Origin of the sequence: Paenibacillus sp. Soil750 (assembly GCF_001428045.1) — a bacterium.
Taxonomy (GTDB): domain Bacteria; phylum Bacillota; class Bacilli; order Paenibacillales; family NBRC-103111; genus Paenibacillus_E; species Paenibacillus_E allorhizoplanae.
Window position 1 is genome coordinate 70,476 of record NZ_LMSD01000012.1, and the last position, 20,040, is coordinate 90,515.

Annotated in this window: 24 protein-coding genes; 1 reads left to right on the top strand and 23 read right to left on the bottom strand. The window is 43.9% G+C overall.

The window, feature by feature from the left end; all coding sequences use genetic code 11:
- Window positions 1–51 precede the first annotated feature (51 nt).
- From panD to ASL11_RS12595, 11 genes are all read right to left on the bottom strand, one after another.
- Window positions 52–435 (bottom strand): aspartate 1-decarboxylase, encoded by a 384-nt coding sequence (gene panD / locus ASL11_RS12545; protein ID WP_056614256.1) that lies wholly within the window; start codon window positions 433–435, stop codon window positions 52–54.
- A 6-nt stretch (window positions 436–441) separates the two neighbouring features.
- The gene (gene panC, locus ASL11_RS12550) at window positions 442–1,311 is read right to left on the bottom strand and encodes a pantoate--beta-alanine ligase (RefSeq protein ID WP_056616941.1); all 870 of its coding nucleotides are present in this window, start codon (window positions 1,309–1,311) and stop codon (window positions 442–444) included.
- Window positions 1,312–1,335: 24 nt separating this feature from the next.
- Complete coding sequence (gene panB, locus ASL11_RS12555) at window positions 1,336–2,190, bottom strand: 3-methyl-2-oxobutanoate hydroxymethyltransferase (RefSeq protein WP_157256918.1); 855 nt, start codon at window positions 2,188–2,190, stop codon at window positions 1,336–1,338.
- Window positions 2,191–2,517: 327 nt separating this feature from the next.
- Window positions 2,518–3,486 carry a biotin--[acetyl-CoA-carboxylase] ligase gene (locus tag ASL11_RS12560; RefSeq protein WP_056614259.1) on the bottom strand — a complete coding sequence of 323 codons (969 nt, stop codon included), beginning with the start codon at window positions 3,484–3,486 and terminating at the stop codon, window positions 2,518–2,520.
- Between the two features lie 522 nt (window positions 3,487–4,008).
- Window positions 4,009–5,298, bottom strand: coding sequence for a CCA tRNA nucleotidyltransferase (locus ASL11_RS12565; RefSeq protein ID WP_063795564.1), 1,290 nt, complete (start codon window positions 5,296–5,298; stop codon window positions 4,009–4,011).
- Between the two features lie 24 nt (window positions 5,299–5,322).
- Window positions 5,323–6,495 carry an N-acetyl-alpha-D-glucosaminyl L-malate synthase BshA gene (bshA, locus tag ASL11_RS12570; protein ID WP_056614263.1) on the bottom strand — a complete coding sequence of 391 codons (1,173 nt, stop codon included), beginning with the start codon at window positions 6,493–6,495 and terminating at the stop codon, window positions 5,323–5,325.
- Between the two features lie 19 nt (window positions 6,496–6,514).
- Window positions 6,515–7,207: a bacillithiol biosynthesis deacetylase BshB1 gene (gene bshB1 / locus ASL11_RS12575; protein ID WP_056614266.1), complete on the bottom strand. Its 693-nt coding sequence runs from the start codon at window positions 7,205–7,207 to the stop codon at window positions 6,515–6,517.
- Between the two features lies 1 nt (window position 7,208).
- Entirely contained in the window at window positions 7,209–7,628 is a 420-nt protein-coding gene (locus tag ASL11_RS12580; protein ID WP_056614270.1) for a methylglyoxal synthase, read from the bottom strand.
- 25 nt (window positions 7,629–7,653) lie between these two features.
- A complete protein-coding gene (gene dapB / locus ASL11_RS12585; RefSeq protein WP_056614274.1) occupies window positions 7,654–8,457 on the bottom strand; it encodes a 4-hydroxy-tetrahydrodipicolinate reductase in 804 nt (267 codons plus the stop codon).
- Between the two features lie 16 nt (window positions 8,458–8,473).
- On the bottom strand, window positions 8,474–8,998 hold the full coding sequence (locus ASL11_RS12590; protein WP_063795565.1) for a tetratricopeptide repeat protein: 525 nt from the start codon (window positions 8,996–8,998) through the stop codon (window positions 8,474–8,476).
- 65 nt (window positions 8,999–9,063) lie between these two features.
- Window positions 9,064–9,402, bottom strand: a complete 339-nt coding sequence (locus ASL11_RS12595; RefSeq protein ID WP_056616948.1) for a nucleotide pyrophosphohydrolase — start codon at window positions 9,400–9,402, stop codon at window positions 9,064–9,066.
- A 118-nt stretch (window positions 9,403–9,520) separates the two neighbouring features.
- On the opposite strand from ASL11_RS12595, the gene ASL11_RS12600 reads away from it, so the two are divergent.
- A complete protein-coding gene (locus ASL11_RS12600) occupies window positions 9,521–10,393 on the top strand; it encodes a YitT family protein (protein WP_056614277.1) in 873 nt (290 codons plus the stop codon).
- Window positions 10,394–10,464: 71 nt separating this feature from the next.
- Here the strand turns inward: ASL11_RS12600 and ASL11_RS12605 are convergent, their stop codons facing one another.
- The 12 genes from ASL11_RS12605 to ASL11_RS12660 all read right to left on the bottom strand — a co-directional run bounded on the left by ASL11_RS12605 (window position 10,465) and on the right by ASL11_RS12660 (window position 19,954).
- Window positions 10,465–11,343, bottom strand: coding sequence for a sporulation protein YpjB (locus ASL11_RS12605; protein ID WP_056614280.1), 879 nt, complete (start codon window positions 11,341–11,343; stop codon window positions 10,465–10,467).
- 54 nt (window positions 11,344–11,397) lie between these two features.
- Complete coding sequence (locus ASL11_RS12610) at window positions 11,398–12,057, bottom strand: DUF1405 domain-containing protein (protein WP_056614284.1); 660 nt, start codon at window positions 12,055–12,057, stop codon at window positions 11,398–11,400.
- An 89-nt stretch (window positions 12,058–12,146) separates the two neighbouring features.
- Window positions 12,147–13,037 carry a c-type cytochrome gene (locus ASL11_RS12615; protein ID WP_056614286.1) on the bottom strand — a complete coding sequence of 297 codons (891 nt, stop codon included), beginning with the start codon at window positions 13,035–13,037 and terminating at the stop codon, window positions 12,147–12,149.
- A 20-nt stretch (window positions 13,038–13,057) separates the two neighbouring features.
- Window positions 13,058–13,729, bottom strand: a complete 672-nt coding sequence (gene qcrB / locus ASL11_RS12620) for a menaquinol-cytochrome c reductase cytochrome b subunit (RefSeq protein ID WP_028554311.1) — start codon at window positions 13,727–13,729, stop codon at window positions 13,058–13,060.
- Window positions 13,730–13,746: 17 nt separating this feature from the next.
- On the bottom strand, window positions 13,747–14,292 hold the full coding sequence (locus tag ASL11_RS12625; RefSeq protein WP_056614289.1) for a ubiquinol-cytochrome c reductase iron-sulfur subunit: 546 nt from the start codon (window positions 14,290–14,292) through the stop codon (window positions 13,747–13,749).
- Between the two features lie 281 nt (window positions 14,293–14,573).
- Window positions 14,574–15,005: a DUF2487 family protein gene (locus tag ASL11_RS12630; protein ID WP_056614292.1), complete on the bottom strand. Its 432-nt coding sequence runs from the start codon at window positions 15,003–15,005 to the stop codon at window positions 14,574–14,576.
- A gap of 205 nt (window positions 15,006–15,210) precedes the next feature.
- A complete protein-coding gene (locus ASL11_RS12635) occupies window positions 15,211–15,399 on the bottom strand; it encodes an IDEAL domain-containing protein (protein WP_056616951.1) in 189 nt (62 codons plus the stop codon).
- A 176-nt stretch (window positions 15,400–15,575) separates the two neighbouring features.
- Complete coding sequence (locus ASL11_RS12640; RefSeq protein WP_056616954.1) at window positions 15,576–16,691, bottom strand: hypothetical protein; 1,116 nt, start codon at window positions 16,689–16,691, stop codon at window positions 15,576–15,578.
- Between the two features lie 128 nt (window positions 16,692–16,819).
- The gene (locus ASL11_RS12645) at window positions 16,820–17,410 is read right to left on the bottom strand and encodes a histidine phosphatase family protein (RefSeq protein WP_056614294.1); all 591 of its coding nucleotides are present in this window, start codon (window positions 17,408–17,410) and stop codon (window positions 16,820–16,822) included.
- A 46-nt stretch (window positions 17,411–17,456) separates the two neighbouring features.
- Window positions 17,457–18,086: an anti-sigma factor family protein gene (locus ASL11_RS12650; protein WP_056614297.1), complete on the bottom strand. Its 630-nt coding sequence runs from the start codon at window positions 18,084–18,086 to the stop codon at window positions 17,457–17,459.
- Window positions 18,087–18,092: 6 nt separating this feature from the next.
- Window positions 18,093–18,674: an RNA polymerase sigma factor gene (locus ASL11_RS12655; protein ID WP_056614299.1), complete on the bottom strand. Its 582-nt coding sequence runs from the start codon at window positions 18,672–18,674 to the stop codon at window positions 18,093–18,095.
- A 407-nt stretch (window positions 18,675–19,081) separates the two neighbouring features.
- Window positions 19,082–19,954, bottom strand: a complete 873-nt coding sequence (locus ASL11_RS12660) for a polysaccharide deacetylase family protein (RefSeq protein ID WP_162261633.1) — start codon at window positions 19,952–19,954, stop codon at window positions 19,082–19,084.
- Between the last annotated feature and the right edge of the window lie 86 nt (window positions 19,955–20,040).

Consider the following 20,040-nt stretch of genomic DNA (forward strand, 5'->3'; position numbering starts at 1 on the left):
ATTCTTTGTAAACAAAGACGTTTTCATGCATGGCATGGTAAGTCTGCCTGCTTAGAGGACGGTTGAATGTTCTTCTTCCTTCAGCAATTGGGCAACGGTGTTGTTTGCTCCCATAATGGCAATCGTTGGATGATGCTTTTTCGCTTCTTCGTCGCTCATCATGGCATAGGAAACAATAATAATGGTATCACCTGTTTGAACGAGTCTCGCTGCCGCGCCATTCAGACACACCACACCTGTGCCGCGTGGCCCAGGTATAATATACGTCTCCAGACGTGCACCGTTGTTGTTATTCACGATTTGCACTTTCTCATTTGGAAGCATATCAACGAGGTCAATCAAATCCTCATCGATCGTGATACTGCCGATATAGTTTAAATTCGCCTCTGTAACCGTGGCGCGGTGAATCTTCGCTTTCATCATTGTGCGAAACATAAGACGTCACTTCCTGACTTGTAGAATAAGATTATCAATTAAACGTGTTTTCCCAAACTTCACAGCCAGAGCAATAATAAGAGTAGTAATAGAATGGCTATGTTCAAAAGGCTCTAAAGTTGGGTAGGACAATACTTCAACATAATCAATAACGGCTAATGGCGCCGTTTGGATATGATCGCGAACTAAGATTTCTAGCTCTTGTGATGTAAAAGAGGATGCTGACTTGCTTTGGATGAATGCCTTCGCTTGCTGTAAAGACTGTGACAATACCAGCGCCTGCTGACGCTCCTCTGCTGATAGATATACATTACGCGAGCTCATCGCCAAGCCATCGTTCTCACGCAGGGTTGGGCAAGGCACGATTTCAACGGGTATATTTAAATCCTGAACCATTTGCTCAATCACAGCCACTTGTTGGGCATCCTTCAAACCAAAGAATGCTTGGTCCGGCAGAACCATATGGAACAGCTTACTAACAACCGTAGCCACACCATCAAAATGACCAGGTCGTGAAGCCCCGCAGAGTCTCGTCGTGACCTCTGACACACTCACCGTGGTGCGTGTTGGTGTTGGGTACATCTCATCTACGGAAGGCATAAATACAATATCCACACCTGCCGCCTCAGCTACCGCCAAATCTTTCTCCGCATTGCGCGGATAACGTTCAAAGTCTTCACCAGGACCGAACTGCAATGGATTCACAAAAATACTTAACACAACTAATCCACTTTGAGAACGAGCTTTTTGGAGAAGACTCGCATGTCCTTCATGTAAAAAACCCATCGTCGGCACGAAACCGACAGACTGATCATTCTTGCGTCGATACGCTTTGATCCGAGCTCGTAAATCGGCAATTGTCTGAACCACTTCCATGGTGTGGATCGCTTCCATGACCAATCACTCCTTATCGCCGTATAGATATTGAACAACATCATTGTCCATATGAAATGTATTTTCTTGCGCCGGGAACGTCCGTGCTTTCACTTCTTTCACATATTCGCCAATCCCTGCACGGATAGTTTCCCCGATATTTGCATAGGCTTTAACAAACTTTCTGGGAGCACTGTCAGAACCATACTGCAGCAAATCATGATACACAAGCACTTGCCCATCACAATGAACGCCAGAACCTATGCCAATTGTGGGGATGGAAAGCTGCTTCGTGATCCATGCCGCTAATTCATCCGTAACCAGCTCCAGAACAACCGCGAACGCACCTGCTTCCTCGATAGCCTTCGCATCGCTCAACAGCTTCTTCGCTTGCTCCGAGCTGCGCCCTTGTACACGAAAGCCTCCCAGTTGGTGAACTGACTGTGGCGTTAGCCCCAAATGACCAACGACAGGCACGCCTGCCTCTGTTATCGCTTTGACCGTAGCCGCGATCTCCGCGCCGCCTTCCAATTTAACCGCCTTAGCTCCGCCCTCACGCATCAAACGTCCAACACCTTGTAAAGTAGCGTCCAAGCTGCCGTGGTACGTTAAGAATGGCATATCAGCGACGACAAACGTATTCGCGGCACCACGCACTGCAGCACGTGTATGATATACCATATCATCCAGAGTAACAGGCAGTGTAGAATCATAGCCTAGCACAACATTGCCTAGTGAATCGCCAACTAGAATGACATCAATACCTGCTTCTTCCGACAATCGTGCTGAAGGATAATCGTAGGCCGTTACCATCGTAATCGGCACGCCATCTTGTTTCATTTTTCTCATCTTTGCTGTCGTTAGCGCTTTTCGTTGTTCCACAGTAATCCCAGCTTCCTCATATAAAATAAAAAACCTTTTAGCTAAGAGCTAAAAGGAGCGCATGCAGAAAGAATCAATGATCCCTCTGTCTCGGTCCTTGTAAGGCTCAGAGCAGAATCCAACATCTTGTTTCCTAGGTTATTCCGTTGTCGTGGTAGACACCGACAGTGCATTTGTGACCATGCAACTTGATGATTTGCATCATTCTGCAAGATCATGTGTAAGGTCATTTGCCAGATCAACTTACAAGTGCAGTTCCTATAAGGATACCGCCTTATGCTTCTATTATACCAAAGCTTGCTTCCGGAGGATACCCTTTATCTCCCACTACTTCAGTTCAATGTCTCCAGAATAAATTTTAATCCGTTCACCATTGGGGGTTATCACCGTCAATGCACCCGTATCATCCAAAGAATCTGCAATACCTTCAATAAAACCCGATGGCGTTGATGTCCGAATCGGTCTCTTCAGCGTGACACTTAACGCCTCCCATAGTAACCGAATTGGTGCAAATCCCTTCTCCATATAAAGGGCATACATCTCCTCGAATTCCAGTAGAAAAGCTTGTACTACTCCCTCGCGTGAAACCTTTCCGCCGGACTCAATCGCTAAGGAAGTTGCAACCGGGCGCAGTTCTTCCGGATAATCTTCTTCTAACAAATTAACACTGATGCCAATCCCTGCAATCACATACTTTAGGCGCTCATCCTCACCACTGCTTTCTAGCAAAATACCACTAACCTTCTTCCCATGTATAAGAAGATCATTAGGCCATTTGATGCCGATTTCAACTTGGCACACTTTTTGAATGGCACGACAAAGAGCAACAGCACTAAGCAGAGTTAGTTGCGGCATGAAGTACACAGGAATACGTGGTGTCAGAATAAGACTCAACCAGATCCCCTTGCCCGATGGAGAATGCCAGCTGCGCCCCATTCGACCTCTACCTGCTGTCTGTCTCTCAGCGAGTACAATCGTGCCCTCAGTTGCCCCAGACGCCACCAGCTTATGAGCTATCGTTTGAGTAGAATCTACTTCATCATAAATATGTACTTTTTGGCCAAGCACCTTCGTTTTCATGCCATTCATTAACTCACTGACTTGCCACTTCGCTGGCTTACTTATTAGACGATACCCTTTGCGTGAAGCCGCTTCAAACGCATAGCCCTCCGCACGAAGTTCCTCGATGTGCTTCCAGATTGCAGTACGGCTCACGCCTAATCGCCGACTGATTTCAGCTCCGGATACATAAGTTTCAGGAGTTTCCTCAAAAAGCTCTAAAATTCGTTCATTCATACGATTTCACTCGCAATCTTATAGTTTGATCTATAGTAGCGCAGGTGTGCGCTTGATTTCTGATTCAAATAATACTTCTAACCCAATTAACTTGCTACTTCATCGTACAATATACCTCTAATTCATTTAACTCGCTAATTCTTGCCTTACTAGATACGTCTACTCAACTAGCTAGCAAGATACTTTAACTTGACGCACTAGCTAACCCATGCTCACAATCTACTTTTACCCAATCTAGCTACCTTACAACCACCGATTTTTCGAATAACTGGATTTCATGTATTTATTTTGTGTAAAAAAGCGACCAATTCATTATTAGCTGGATTTAATGTACTTACTTCCGAGGAATTCTTCCTTTTTCACTTGGAAGGCAACATTTAACTGGAGGTTTTCCAGTTAAATACAATTTCAAGAGTAAATCAAGAAAAATAAATGTAGTTTTTACAGTACAATTATTCGATTTAATACGTGCAAGCAATGGCTTCCATATCCGCCACTCAAAAGAAAAACCGCACAGCGCTGCTACTTCGCAGCCTGCGCGGCGTAAATCAGAGCCTCGCGCTCATTCGGGATTTCCCCGAGAGCCGCTCGCTCGAGCAGATCCAGCAGCAGCCTGCCCATCCATGGGCCGGGCTGCCGATCAAGGGCCGCCGCCACATCCTTGCCGGATATGGCGAGTTCCTTCAAGCTGAAGCAGGGGACCTCCTTCAGCCAATCCTCCCCGCGCCGCAGCAGCTCCGGCGCTGTTTGGGCCAAGAAGCGCGCCAAACCGCCGCGCTTCCCCTCAACCTGCGGCAGCTCGCGCAGCAACCGCAATAACGCGCGGGCTGCGGCTTCGCCGCGGCGCACCGCGCCAAGCTTCCAGACCCGCTCCAACGGAGCCGGGTCATCCACCAGGGCCTGCGCGGCGACAGCATCGCGCAGGGCAAGCACTTCCGCGACCGCTGCGCCATCCGCGCGGGAGAAGGTCAGCTCCTGGAGCGCCGCGCGGACAACGTCTGCTGGCACCTCCAGGAGCATGAGCAGCATGGCCCAACGGTCATGCTGCCCCTCTAGCACGCTGACAGCGTCCAGCGCATCATCCCAGGCGAGCCAAGCCTCAAAAGGCAGCGGCAGCTGCTTTTTGAGATAGGCCAGCAGGCCGCTCGCCAGCAGTAGCCGCACAGCCCTCGCAGGGGCTGGGCCCTCTACCATGCGCTGCAGCTCGCTGCGTACGCGCTCCATGGCAATATGGCGCAGCAATGGGGCATTCGCCAGCAGCGCCTGCCAAGTGCTCTCCTCGATATCAAGACCATAGGTGGAGGCAAAACGAATGCAGCGAAGCATCCGCAAAGCATCTTCACCAAAGCGCTCTTCTGCAATACCTACGCAGCGAAGAACACCAGCGGCCAGATCCGCTTGTCCACCATAAGGATCCTGCAGAACGCCAGCTACATCCATAGCCATCGCGTTCATTGTGAAATCCCTTCGCTGTAAATCCTCGGTTAAATCCGAAATATAGGCAACTGAGGCAGGACGACGGAATCCTTCGTACGCTGCCTCCTTACGGAAAGTCGTTACCTCATAGGCTCCTTGAGCTATCAGAACAGTCACAGTGCCGTGTTGGAGTCCCGTTGGCACCGTCCTCTGAAAAATTTCAATAACCTGCTCTGGCAGTGCAGAGGTCGCGATATCAATGTCTTTGATTGGTCGTCCCAGCACAGCATCACGCACACAGCCACCGACATAATAGGCCTCATAACCAGCTTCCATGAGCGTCGTCAATACCTCCGAAGCACCTGAATCATTCATTCCCTTACCTGCATCCAACATAATTCTCCTATCCAGTTATCATCCTTATTGACACGAAGATGCTGAAATGCGATGTGATTCAGGGAGTTCCCGTCCTAACACGCGATAGTAAATCTCCTCGTATTGAACAGTCGTAATATCGTTACAGAACGTATACCGCGCACGGTTCAAACAATTCTGTGCCATTTGTTCATACATCACTTGATTTTTCAACAGATTAATCGCATAGCTGGCCATTTGCTCTGTATCACCAACTTCAGCTAGAAAACCCGTTTCACCGTGAGTAATCAACTCAGGAATTCCTCCTGCATTGGATCCAATCGTTGGCACACCGCAAGCCATAGCTTCAAGTGCTACAAGCCCGAAGCTTTCTTTCTCGGAAGGCAGCAGCATGACGTCTGCAAGTGAAATAACTTGGGCCACATCATCCTGTTTCCCACAGAATGTTACTTTATCCGAGAGTCCGAGCTCCTTCACCTTTGAAATCATTTTCGAAAGATCCGGTCCTTCCCCAACGAATAAAAGTCGGGACGGTACTTCTTTACTCACTTTTGCGAAAATATCCACAACATCCTGCACACGTTTCACCGGTCGGAAATTGGAAATATGGATTAGGATTTTCTCATCCGGTCGCGCGAATTCGCCTCTTAGCTTCGATATATCTCGCGGGTAATACACCCGTTTATCTACAAAGTTATAAGTCAAATCAATATCACGATCAATGGCTAGCAATTCCCGTGTTTCTTTGATGAGATCCTTGGAAACAGCCGTAACCGCATCACTTTCATTGATGGCATAACGGATTAGATCTGAAATCGATTGATCCTGCCCGAGCACAGTGATATCTGTTCCGTGAAGTGTAGTCACAACTTTGAGGTTCGAGCCCACCATTTGCTTTGCAAGCAAGGCACAAACAGCATGTGGAATCGCATAATGCACATGGAGCAAGTCAAGCTCTTCCATTTTGGCAACCTGAGCTAACTTACTAGCGAGCGATAGATCATATGGTGGATAGCGGAAGACATAATATTGGCTAACTTCCACTTCATGATAATAAATATTTTTATGAAATTTGCCTAATCGAAACGGCATGCTATGTGTAATAAAGTGAACCTCGTGTCCTTTTTCAGCTAGCAGCTTTCCAAGCTCTGTCGCTACTACACCTGATCCGCCAAGTGTTGGGTAACACGTAATACCAATCTTTAATTTGTCTTTCATCTCTCACACCTCTTTCCGATCAATCAAAATGTTCTATCACCAAGGGGAGTTTGGAAACGAACCCTTCCGCGTACGTCAGTTGACGCTTCTGACCCATGATTCGATCACGAGCTTCTACACGTTCGACATAACCTTGATTGAGTGGCGTCGCAACGGTGCCCGTACCCGTTATAAATTGTGATCGGTACGCACGCAGTGCTGCCATTTTGTTATCGTAAGTATTTGTTACATCTACAATTACATCAGCTTCATACACATCATTTATAAAATAAAAAAATAGTTGCTCCACATTCACAGCTTCTGTTTCTGGCAAATATTTACGCAGTTTCGCATTAAAAACAGCTTCCTGTACGAGCGTTGAACATGCTATATGATCAGGGTGACGATCTTGCCAATAAGGAGCGAACACGATTCGTGGACGAAACTTCCTGATTTCTTGTGTAATCCGTTCGATATAATCTGCTGTGACAAATAATCCTCGATCTGGTAATCCCAGATTCGTACGTGCTGCTACACCTAGAATTTTCGCTGCTTCCGCTGCTTCTTCTAGTCTAGTTTCCACCGTGCCATTTGAGGACATTTCGGCATAGGTCAATTCACAGAGTCCAACGCGAAGTCCACGTTGTGTATGTTTGGCAATGGTCGCGCCCATCCCAATTTCAGCGTCGTCTGCATGAGCACCAAATATAAGAATATCTACTTGTTCACTCATCTTATTCAATCCCTGGCTTATATTTATGTACGAGTTCTCTCCACGCAAAATCCCCACGATCCAAAGCTCTTACAAGCAACTCAGCAGTAGCAATATTCGTAGCGCATGGAATTCCCTGCACATCACACAAACGAAGCAGAGCGATAATATCAGGCTCATGCGGTTGAGCCATCAATGGATCACGCAAGAAGATGATCAAGTCCATCTCATTCTCTGCAACCAGCGCCCCAATCTGCTGATCTCCACCAAGTGGCCCTGACATGAATCGATGAATATTCAACTTCGTATTTGCCATGATTCGCGTGCCTGTCGTACCAGTTGCATATAGTTTGTGACCCTCGAAAACATGCTCATAAGCCGTAACGAAATTCACCATCTCATCTTTTTTTCGATCATGGGCAATAAGTGCGATGCTTAACATCTGACTTCCACTCTCCTAGGGGTCTCTAATCTATAAAATGCTCAAAACCATAAATCATTCCAGTATAGGTCATAACTTTACGAACCGCTATCGCTACACCTGGCATATAGGCTGCACGATCGTAAGAGTCATGTCGAATTTTAAGTGCTTGACCTTGTTCAGCCATAATAACTTCCTGCTGCGCAAACACACCTGGCAGACGTACACTATGTATTCTGAATCCATTGTAATACCCACCGCGAGAACCTTCAATTGTTTCTTCTTCTTTTGGGTTACCCTGTTTAATCTCTTCTCGCACTTCTGAAATCATTTCAGCGGTTTTAACGGCTGTACCGGATGGTGCATCCAATTTCTGATCACCGTGATATTCGATAATTTCCAGATTCGGGAAATATTTCGAAGCTTGGGCAGCGAACCTCATCATGAGAATAGCCCCGATGGAGAAATTCGGTGCAATCAATCCGCCAATATTGTTGTCTCGGCATAGCATGTCCAAATCAGCAATAGCTTGCGGGGTGAAACCCGTCGTTCCCATCACAGGTCGAATCCCTAAACGAATCGCAAGATTTGTATGTGAAACCGCTGTTTGCGGTCCTGTAAAATCAACTAGCACATCTGGTTTGGATTCAATTAGGACCTTTTCGATGTCGCTACCCATTAGAATCCCGCAGTCATCCATACCAACCATTCTTCCAAGATCAATGGGGCCGGAGGTACGACTTACTCCTGCAACTAACTCCATATCAGTCTCACGCAGAACGGTCTTCACAACCTCCCGCCCCATTCTTCCACTTGCTCCAATAACTGCTACTCGTATTCTATGCTCCATATTGTGATGATCTCCTTTATCTTTGTTTCGGACCTATCTCTGAATCCATTTTGATCTTGTAGATCGTGGCATGCTGCTTTGCAAGCTCATGATGCGGCTCAAGACGAACAGCCTCCATAACGGTTTGATAAGCTCTGGTATAATCCTTTCGCATGGCGAAAGCTTCACCTAGAATAAGATACGCTTCAATGGCTAGCGGATCAAGCACTATCGCTTCTTTCAGCAGAAAAATAGCGCGCTCCGGATGAGCAGACTGATTCGTAAGCTGCCTTCTGGCTTGTTCGACAAGCTCACGTGCATTCAACACTTGCAAATGGAAGCGAAATACCTCGTTCGCTGGATCAAGATCAATCGCTTTTGATGCATGTTCCACCGCTTTCATAAGCTTATTACTTCTCGCGAAAGTAATGGAAAGTTTGTGATGATAGACAGCATTGTTTGGTTCTTCAGCTATTGCTTTTTCAAACCATTCAATGGCCTTTTCAAAATCATGCCCAAGTATGGATTCGTATGCTTTTTGTATTTGATTTTCTCCATTCATCTGCCCATCCTCCTTTGCCATTAGCGGTTTTCCCGATTCATGGGGGATGGTTTAGTTTATGAAGGTCAATTCGTTTCGGTGTTTATTTTAGTCCATCGCCCTGCATCGCGGGTATTGAATTTATGCATGATTTTGTCATGCGCTTCAGTCAGATCAATGCCAAGTGAATTCGCAAAGCAGATCGTAATGAATAAAATATCACCAAGCTCCAACTCGATTGAATTGTCCGCTTCTGTACTTTTTTTCGGTTTTTCACCGTAAGAGTGATTCACCTCACGAGCTAATTCACCAACTTCTTCAGACATTCTAGCCAGCATAGAAAGAGGACTGAAATATCCTTCCTTGAACTGGGAAATATAAGTATCAACCTCTTGTTGCAGGTCTTTAAGTGTACGTTCTGACATTGGCATCCTTCTTTCTATCCTCTTCACAAAGGTTATCCTCCTTATGTTAAACTAAACGAGAAAAGTTGACAAATTTTTTGTTAGATAAGACAAGCATATTAGGCATGGAGGAATTCAGATGATATTTAAAGAAAGGTTCCAAGATCAATTTCTCAATGTGTTGGGAATCTTAATTGGAACAGCAATTTATGCGTTTGGTTTGCACTATTTTGTTATATCGAATGAGTTAATGGAAGGCGGATTAACGGGCATATCTCTTTTGCTCAAGTACGTGCTTAATGTCCCCCCCTCCATCTCCACCCTTGTATTTAATATTCCTTTATTTTACTTAGGCTGGCGAAATTTTGGTAAGGGTCCCATGCTGTATACGATATTCGGCGTCATCTGCCTTTCATTGTTTCTGTGGGTGATGGAATGGCTAATCCATATGGGTTGGTTAGTACCTTTTCATACGACGCAAGACTATTTTCTTGCAACTCTCTATGCTGGGATCACACTAGGCACGGGTCTTGGGCTTGTATTTCGATTCGGTGGAACAACTGGTGGTTCTGATATATTAGCTCGCATTGGTCATAAAAAAAGAGGCTGGAGTGTCGGACAAGTCATCCTCATTATAGATGTTGTCGTAATTGGCTCTTCTTTCCTTTATCTCCCTAAAGAAAAAGTGCTCTATTCACTAGTAGCCGTATTCGTCACATCACGGATTATTGATTACATATCAGAGGGCGCTTATGCGGCCAAAGCCTTTACGATCATTAGTGACCAGCCCAATGTGTTAGCAGAATCTATCACCAAAGTACTTGATCGCGGAGTAACACTCTTCCCAGCACGAGGTGCCTATTCAGGAAACACGAAGGAAGTCGTCTATTGTGTCGTTTACCGGCATGAGACAAGGCAATTGCGAGAGTTAATTCACGCCGTAGATCCACGTGCTTTCATCATAGTTGGGGATGTCCATGAGGTCATTGGTGAGGGTTTTAAAACAAATTGATTTGTTTTCTAAATAAAAATAAGAAAAAGTGGGTTAAACAGCTCAACCGAGCTTGCTTAATCCACTTTTTCTCATCTATTTTCGCTTTCCTTTGTTTGCCTAACGGGAACGATATGTCGACCAGATTGATACATTTGCCAACCAACATACGATAAAACACCAATGATAATAACACCTATACTGAGTGACCAGATGATGGGATGATACGGATCCGTGAGAGGCACATATGCCAGTGCATCTTTATGTTTCATAAAGATGTCATCCACCACTTGGTTCAAATTCACGATTCCAGCTTCTAAAGGTCTAATAGGCATTGGTTTCGTATTTACATTCGTTCGAAGAAAGACCATTAAGGAATCTAACTTCTCAACGGATGATGGATCACGGCTAATGATTAACGAGGGATGAATAACGGCGATATGTTGTGATAACTTACCAAATTCTTCTATTGCTTCTTGTTGTTTATTAGCTTTGACTTGCTGACTTAGCAATTGAGTATCATTTTGCAGAACCTTATAGTATTGCAGCCACATCGGCTGGTTCTTATGTGAAAGCGCATCTGTTGCTAGACGAATTTTGGCAACCGCTACTTGTCCATCAGTTGGTGAGTAATTGACCGCGTTATAAACCCGTTTCGCATCCGTGACGGTTGCAGTCAAAGCATTCAATCCCTCAATGGACGTAATTCCTTCAAATGAAATTTTCGGAATTTGATCAGATAATTGAATCAACTTATTTCTTGCCTCAGCTACTTGTCCAGACATCGTAAATGTATACATTTCTTCCGCAATCTGATTTAAAAACGTAATCCGCTCTACTTGAACTGGGTCTATAGGTTTACTAGCTTGTCCAACTGTATGTTGATTGGTACCGCAAGCTGCAAGTAAACAAAGAACAAAGCCGAGTAAGATAGTCACCGCTATCCCTCTTAACATTCTATCGAAAAACATGGGACATCCCCTCCTTCACCATCATCATATGGAGGTTCGTCCCACTTTAGACCATCAGGTATTAGCTTTCAACATTTTTTTCTCTCTTACCATAAGGCATGTAATCGCGATCCAGATTCCAATGATACTTAAGCATATGGTAAAAAATTGAATTGTTCCCAAATAGGGATGCAACTCACGTTGGAGCCTCGGAAAAACCCCTCTTTCATAGTCCATGAAATCATTCCAGAACGTCCAGATCGCCACCAGTACAATGGCAGGCAAGCGAAATGAAAACCAACGAACAAATAACAGCGCTTCCACGGCCATTGCCAAATGAGACGCGGTCAGCATCCATCCATCCCAACCAACAGCTGCCCCATGCCAAGCACCTGCCCAGATCATCGTAACTGCCCAGATCCCATACTTAAATGATGTGATAAGCCCGAAAGCTTCAACAAAGCCGCGAATAGCCCTATACAGCTTACTCGTTGGTTTGGTAAGGGATCGATCCACAATCAAGTAACCAACAGAAAGGGTGAAAAACAAACTTGCGGTCGGACTATCCGGCACAAAAAACACATACCATAACGGATTCTCTGCAAGGGTGTCTACCATTTGAAGCCAATACCATTCATAGCCATATAGGGTCCCTAGTAAATTGCTTATGAATAGCAACCAAAGCATTCTCTTACTAAGTAAGAAGTCTCTGCTCCACAAATAGGAAACGGACATATTGGCCCCTCCTTTAGTATCTAGTTTGATACGTAGACCATCTAAAATTTCCAAAAAAAACCTGATCACTTTCGCGACCAGGTTCTGTTTTATTGAGTTTTTTGTTTGGATAACCACTCAGCTAATTTATCAATATCGGCATCTGTTAAGCCTTTATCGATATTAGGCTTATACATAGCAGGCATGTTGCCTTTACCATTTTTGATAATGCCCATAATGTCATCTTTCGTGTGTCCATCGCCAACACCTAACAAAGCGGGTACACCAGAAGCTGGCATTCCTTTAAGCTGTGCACCGTGACAAGCTAAGCAAGTTGCTTTTGCATAAATCGCAGCACCTGGGTCATCAGCAGCAACAATTGCAGCTGCTTTTTTCGTTTCTTTCTTCGCACCCTCACCAGCTGCGCCACCTTTGTTAGCGTGCATTTCTTCTTCACGCTTGATGTGCTCGGGAATGATATTTTTCTCTTTAAGCTCAACTTGATAGTGAGACCAAGACGTGTACGTCAGGTATGTACAAGCGATCAAAGATAAAATCATAAGGCTTGAAGCAATTGGTCTTCTATAGAAGCGACGTTCTTTACCAGTATCCAAGAATGGAGCTAGCAATAAACCACCAAATAGTAAACCTGGTACAACTACCGCTCCAAGAACAACGTAATCACCCGATGTGTATGGGTATTTCAGCAATTGATACATGAACAAGAAATACCAGTCAGGCATCGGAATAAATGCTGTGTTCTTCGGATCCGCAGGATAACCTAACGGAGCTGGGTCGGACATAACTAGAACTAGCATACCGACCAAGACAACGACACCAACCATCCATTCTTTCAACAAGAAGTTAGGAATGAAGGCTTCTGATTTACCTGGGTAAGCAGAGTAATCTCTAGGAATGAGTCGTTGTTCTTGCGTTTTCTTAATTACGCGGGAATCCCCTACGTAAACGATTTTTTCATCAGACTTATGACCATGCGCCACGCTATTCGCCCCTCCCTAAATTATAGCGGTCCGGAAATACCTTGTTTGCGAATCATGAAGAAGTGTCCGGCAAGCAAAGCGAGCAGAACGCCAGGCAGGAAGAACACATGAATAGCAAAGAACCGTGTTAGTGTTTGTGCACCAACAATGCTTCCGCCTTGCAGCAATGTTTCGATGTACGGACCAGCAAATGGTACCGATGCTGCAATTTTCATACCTACTTGTGTTGCAAAGTAAGCTTTGTTATCCCATGGAAGCAGGTATCCCGTAAAACCAAGACCTAACATAACGAAGAAAATGAGCATGCCTACTACCCAGTTCATTTCACGTGGAGCTTTGTAAGATCCTGTGAAGAACACGCGCAGGGTATGTAAGAACATCATTACGATAACTAAACTAGCTCCCCAGTGATGCATACCTCTGACGATAACACCGAAAGCTACTTTATGTTGTAGATAATCAACGCTTGCATACGCATTGATAATATCAGGTGTGTAATACATAGTAAGGAACATACCTGACAAAATTTGAATTACTGTGATGAAAAACGTCAATCCGCCAAAACAATAAACGAATGCGGAAAAGTGATGAGCAGGGTTAACGTGTTCTGGCACCTCATGATCCGCTACATCTCTCCACATAGGCGTAATATCAAGACGTTCGTCAATCCAGTTGTATACGTTTTTAAACATCTGATCGTGACGCCCCCTTATACTCTAGTGTTAGCATGCAGTTGTCCAACATACACGAAACCATTCTCTACTTTTGTTGTGTATTCGTCTAACGGTTTAGGTGCTACAGCAAGGTTCTTGCCGTCTTGCGTATAATGTGCACCATGACATGGACAGAAATACTGATCTTTGTAAGCAGGGTTATCGTTCCAGTTAACCGTACAGCCAAGATGCTTACATGTCGGATTTAACGCAAACAGTGCACCTTTACTGTCTTTGGAAATCCATGCTACCAGTTCAGCATCACTTTCGTACCAGCCATCTACCTGATGGACTTGGAACGTAAACGCTTGTGGAACATTCGTAATTTTACTTTCTTCGACAACTTTAACCCAGTCCGATGCTGCTTTAGGCTGAAGGACAGGATCAACGGCAAACCGAATCATCGGTATGATAATGCCGGCCCCCATGAATCCACCAGCGCCACCAAGGGTATAAGAAAGAAATTGTCGACGAGACATTTCGCGTTTGGTCCCGGGTTTCTTCCCATGCTGTTCTTCATTGTGATTGTTATGATCACTCATTCTCAGGTCTACCCTCCTACATTGGCTGAAGCCCGAACCCTCTCGGACATCAGCTACCTCTATCACGTGTCGTTCGACATTACACTACATAACTAGGACATTTCTAATAATAGCCTACGTCTACTAGGTCGTCAAGAATTCATAACTCCTTTTATTGGATTGAAATCTTCGCTTTCGGACAAATTTTAACGAAATTGTCACAACTTTTTGCAAGCCACATTCATCCATTACTACCCTTATCTTGCACATTTTTTTTCCATTAATACACGACATCACCAAAGTTACTCTACAGGGTACCATAGTTGCTGAACTTGTTTGGATATACCTGATCTAATTGCCTCTGATTGCTGCGCCCACTGCTCTTTATCGACAACGATCAACAAATCTGTTTCAGCTGATTTCCAGTGGATTGCTTCCGAATGTAAGGTTAATACGATTATGTAACGAAATCCACTTTTCTTCAATTGATGTACGATAGTCTCCACTTGCTTACTTGCACCCGTATCTGCTATGTAATGAAGAGCTGGATAAGTGACAACTCTGCCCTTGTAAGGAATCTCGATAATTTCCATGACATCACGGAGCCGCTCTAACACGGTAGTCACTTCCATCGGATCCTCAACCCCTGTCAACCCCGTCACAGGAAGAAGACACGTATCCAAATAGGGTTTCAATTCCGTCCATTCTTGTGAAACAATCTCATTAAACTTCAAGGTGTAGCGCCTCCCTATCATTTACCAAAAGAACATCCGCTATGTAGCGCAAGCTCAACTTGTACTTTAAGTACTTTAATCCGTCATCTCTTAGCTGTCAATCAAGTATTTAGTCTTCCAAATAAACTTGGTATACACAGACAAAAAAGACATGGGACTGGTATCCTCATGCCTTTTTGATTACTTGCTCATGCGCAGCTAATGATTACCCTAGTGATTGTAAAATCCTTAATTCAGACGTTAGCGCTAAAAAGGATGTCTGATCGCCTTTAGCAAGAGCGCTATCGATTTCTTTATAAAGATTTTCTTCTCTATATTTGCGTAAGGCATTATCCCAAATCATTTCCGCGAAAAGTGCCAGCAGCGCATCGTTAGATACATTCATTTTTCCCATGAGACCTACCTCCAAATGTTGTCCGCGGTTTGTCAGGAGCTTCTTTTTCGCAAAAATATCTGTCTGCATTATGGTGTACGCCAACCCGTTGTTATGCTCCTATTACATCATATTCACTAGCTAATTCAACGCTTCATTCAAAAGCCCGTTTGAACGGGAATGTGTTAATACCTAGATCAGAAGAGTACCACTTTGTCTTCCTCTGCAAGACTAATTCCTCGAATCACTTTTGAGCCTATCTTAGTGACCTGGATAACTGCCCCATACGTGTGATCTTCACCTATCCGGATTAAACCCATGTGCATCATCATTTGTAGGATTCGCTGCTCGACAATGGATTCTGAACCATCATAGTAAAATGGTTTAACTAATTTACTAAATAAATCTACAATCGAAGCCATCGTCACCCACTGATCACAAAGTCGATCCAACCAAACCGATATACTTTGTAAATTAGGAATCGGATTTTTGTACAGCCTTAGCCAAAACGTATACACATCCGTAACTGTTTCTTTTTTCCCTTCCAGTAATCGTGCCTTTCCTGCTTCTGTAATGCGAAGCACTAGGTCATTTTCACTGATTAGTTGGTGGTAATAGCAATAGTCATAGATAAGTGAAAATCGATTCGGGTATTCCTTGAACATTCGTCCGTAACCGAATCGCCATGTCCCCTTTGCTACCAAGCCCTCTTGAACAGATAAGATACTGAGGAGCTGCCCAAGTTGTCTTTTGTACATAAAACCTTCTGCTGTTAATGGCATTTCTTGCTGAGCAATCGCGGTTAAGAAATGAAATATGTCGTCGACTAGAAGTGATTGTTCATCGCGATAAACCGTTGGTTCATCTGTTTTCACCAAATTTTGCTTAAATTGTTTCGCTAGCACATCACCAAATCTTCGCTTTAAATCCGCTGGAACATGAAAAAGGTATTTGGTCTGTTGGGAGTGCCCGTTAAACAACCAACCTAATTTCTTGAATTTCAAAATCATATCCCTTGGATTCCAATCTCCTGGTACCTCTTCTTTCTGAAAGCGTGACTGCTGGGCTCTAGCGTTGAGTTCCTCCATACTAAACGAATTGCGAGGGTCCGAGAGTAAGGAGTTGAGGAATCGAATGTTTTCCAAACTAAGACTTTGAATGTGTTTTTCGAATATGTCTTTGCGCATGGCCGTACTCAGGATCGATTGAATCAACTCATTCTTAGAATGACCATTGCACTCACACTCGTAGGTATGTGCAATTCGGCCTAATTCATGGATATCGGCATAGCTGAGCATATCCGCTAGGTTCATTTCCATCCTACATCTCCCATCTGGCGGAGCTTTCTACTCCGATGTTTCTAGTAACCATTATGGGATTTTTTCCCGAAAATATTCCGTAACAAACAAAAAAACATGACTCTATCGAGTCATGTTTACTTTCATACCACCGTTTCCGAGGTCGTTTGTAAATGGGTTAAACAATTATACAATTGAAGCTCCCATTGATCACTTTGTCGCAATAATAAGGTCAAAGAGGTATTCTGCAGGAACTCCTCTTGATTCAATTTCAGAACACGAAGCACTTGAACAATAAATCCTCCATGCGAGATGAGTAAGATCTTCTTACTCGGGTACTGATTCAAAATTTCTGTTTCAAGTTCCATCCATCTAGCCCACAGATCACTGTCCGACTCCTGACCCAGATCCTGAAGCTTCCAATCGGCTCCCCAGCGCTCTTCACGTTCAGCGACAGTAGTTCCTTCGACCAACCCGTATTTACGCTCTCTCAAGCGTTTATCTGTACGCAATAGAGGGATACCAGATCGTGTTGAGATAATTTGTGCGGTTTCATTCGCTCGCTTCAAGTCACTGCTAATGATGCCATCCCAATTTTCCTGAGATAGGCGCAACCCAAGTAATCTTGCTTGCTCTCTGCCTTCATCCGTTAAATCTGTATCCAACTGCCCTTGGAGCTTACCTAATCGATTCCACTCTGTGCTACCGTGGCGTATAAACCCTATCGTTGTCATTCTTTTACCTCCAGCGCTAGAAATGCAAAATGCTCCACTAGGAGCATTAAGTTTTCGTTCTTGATAACCAATTCATAATAATAATGGTTGCTACTAATCCAAGAAGCGATACGACTAATAAGTAGTGAGGGTACGAATGGATCGGTCCAACATGAAAACGTAAAGGTTCCATGAAACTAGGATTCAGACTAGCTACAGCATCACCTAACTTATGTCCATTCAAAGATTCTGTACCGCTAATTTTTAGCGCTTGTGGTGCTTCAAGATCGTAAAGTGAATTGTCCGCGGAAGCCAATGTTGACTGTGGAGAGCCATCATAAACGATGGCAAATAAAAAGCTAAACACAAAAAGAGCTAGACAAAATGCAATAACCGCCGTCAAATTTCTTCTTAATTTATAGGAAATCGAATACATCCGTTCGGAAACTGGAATTCGCCATGATTCATCCTCGTAAATTCGGCTCATTACTTTGGTGGAGACTATAGGCTCAAAGTCCGTCAGCTCCTCGTCAGTTGCAGCACTGCGGATCAGAATCATGCTTTCTTCCCATATTTGAAATTCCTCTTTACAGGAGTCGCATGTTTCTAAATGCTTATCAACTGCTGCACGACGCAGGTCATCATTCGGCAAATCCCAATAGACTCCAAATAATTCCTGGATCTCACTACACTTCATCGCTTGTCATCCCTTCGATTCTTCGAATATCGGTTCACTGAAATAAGGATCCAGATGCAATTTGACTGATGCTCTCGCTCTAAATAGAAGAGATTTCACTGAGCTGACGGTTTGACCCAAAATGTTGGCAATTTCCTGATAATCCATCTGATCATATTCACGTAAAATCAAAGCCGATCTTTGCTTTTCAGGCAAGCTATTAATCGCCTCGCGAACCATGGACACCTTTTCATTCCTCAACATCGCCTGCTCTGGCATCGCATCAAAAGAAGCATGCGGTGTAAGACCGCTTTGCTCCAGTGACACCTGAACACTTTTATTTTTGCGCAGCTCACTCAATACGGTATTACGGGCAATCGTATATAACCAAGTAGAAAAAGATGCCTCGATCTCACGGAAAGAATGCAAACTGCGATACGCTTTATAAAATGTTTCATTACACAAATCTTCCGCGATAGCTTCCATTTGTGTGCTCTTTAGCATGTGATAAATAAAGGCAAGGATTTTACGCTCGTAACGACGCATTAGCTCGTTATACAGCTGAACATTTCCATCCTTGATTTCTCTGATCAATTGGGAATCGGTCATTACGTGGCGACCCTCCTCGCGATTCCGGGTACCACTCCAACTGTTCATACATGTTTTACTACGGTTGGAGTGAAAAGTTGCGTTATATTTGTAAAAAAAGTGTGAATGCGAAATTTAGCAAACATTTGGCCTATAACCTATTCTCGCTTCAAGACGAGATTCCTGCTAGATTCGACAAATTGTTGGATAAAGTTCATATTTCTACTACAACTCTACTATCGACATCTACCTGCATTCCTTTTATATGTATTTTAAAAAAAGGCAAAAAGACAAAAAAAAACCGCCGAATCGGCGGTTGCACTTATGGTGCGATTATCGGATAGGAGTGGAGAGAAACCATACTGTACTTTTATTATATGTATACGGTTTCATTCTGTCAACACTTTTTTGAAAACGTTTACCAAGCATCATTTTGAACTAACAAGTTGTGATTGTTCTCTTTTGGCCTGCTTGATCAAATTGCTAATGGAATGCGGACGTACAAAAGGACTTCCACCGTTAATTCGCGGTATTTGCATCGAATCCGTCCATTCTGAAGCAATACCTGCTTTCGTTGTAAAAGCGTATTGGATACCTGCCTCGTGCAAGTAAGAAATCGTCGTATCATCGTAGCTGCCATATGGATAAGCATAGGAATCCACATTTTTCGAAGCATTCAATTCCTTGAGTTTGGCAATACATTTGCGAGTATCCTGAACAACCCGACTCTTAAACTCAACCTCAGTTTCTAGTTTTCCATTTAGAATAACTTTGTTAGATAACATGGGTTTTCCATCTTTCATTGCATGAAGCTCATCGGAGTGCCCTTGGAATTCAATATTAGGGTCTTCACTACGTATCTGTTTAATCTCATCCTTAGATAAAGACGCTAACTTAGGCCTTTTGGGATCATCCAAATCTTTCGTAATAACGAAATTCACAGCAGGGATTTGAAGCCTCTTCAGAATTGGATATGCTTGCGTATAGAAGCTTTCGTAGCCATCATCAAATGTGATAAGCAGCGCATTATCCGGTATTGCCGTTCCTTTTGTTTTGAAGTCTTTAAATTGATCCAAGGTAATGAAATGGAATCCTTTCCTTTGTAACGAAACTAGCTGCCGCTCAAACAGCCTCGGCGTGATTGTGACTGAGCTCTGTTCAAGTTCGTCAATGTGGTGATAGACAAGAACGGCAACCTCATTGGAATAATACACATCTTTGGCACTTGCTAAAATAGGTGAAAAATTAAGAAAGACAATCATGACCGTTAACAAGCTTACGATGAACATTCGGTACTTCACATCAACCGCCCCATAACAATGAATAGTATGTATATAAATAATAAGACCCATTATAGCATGAGCCTTTTGACCTGTGAATCGGTTAC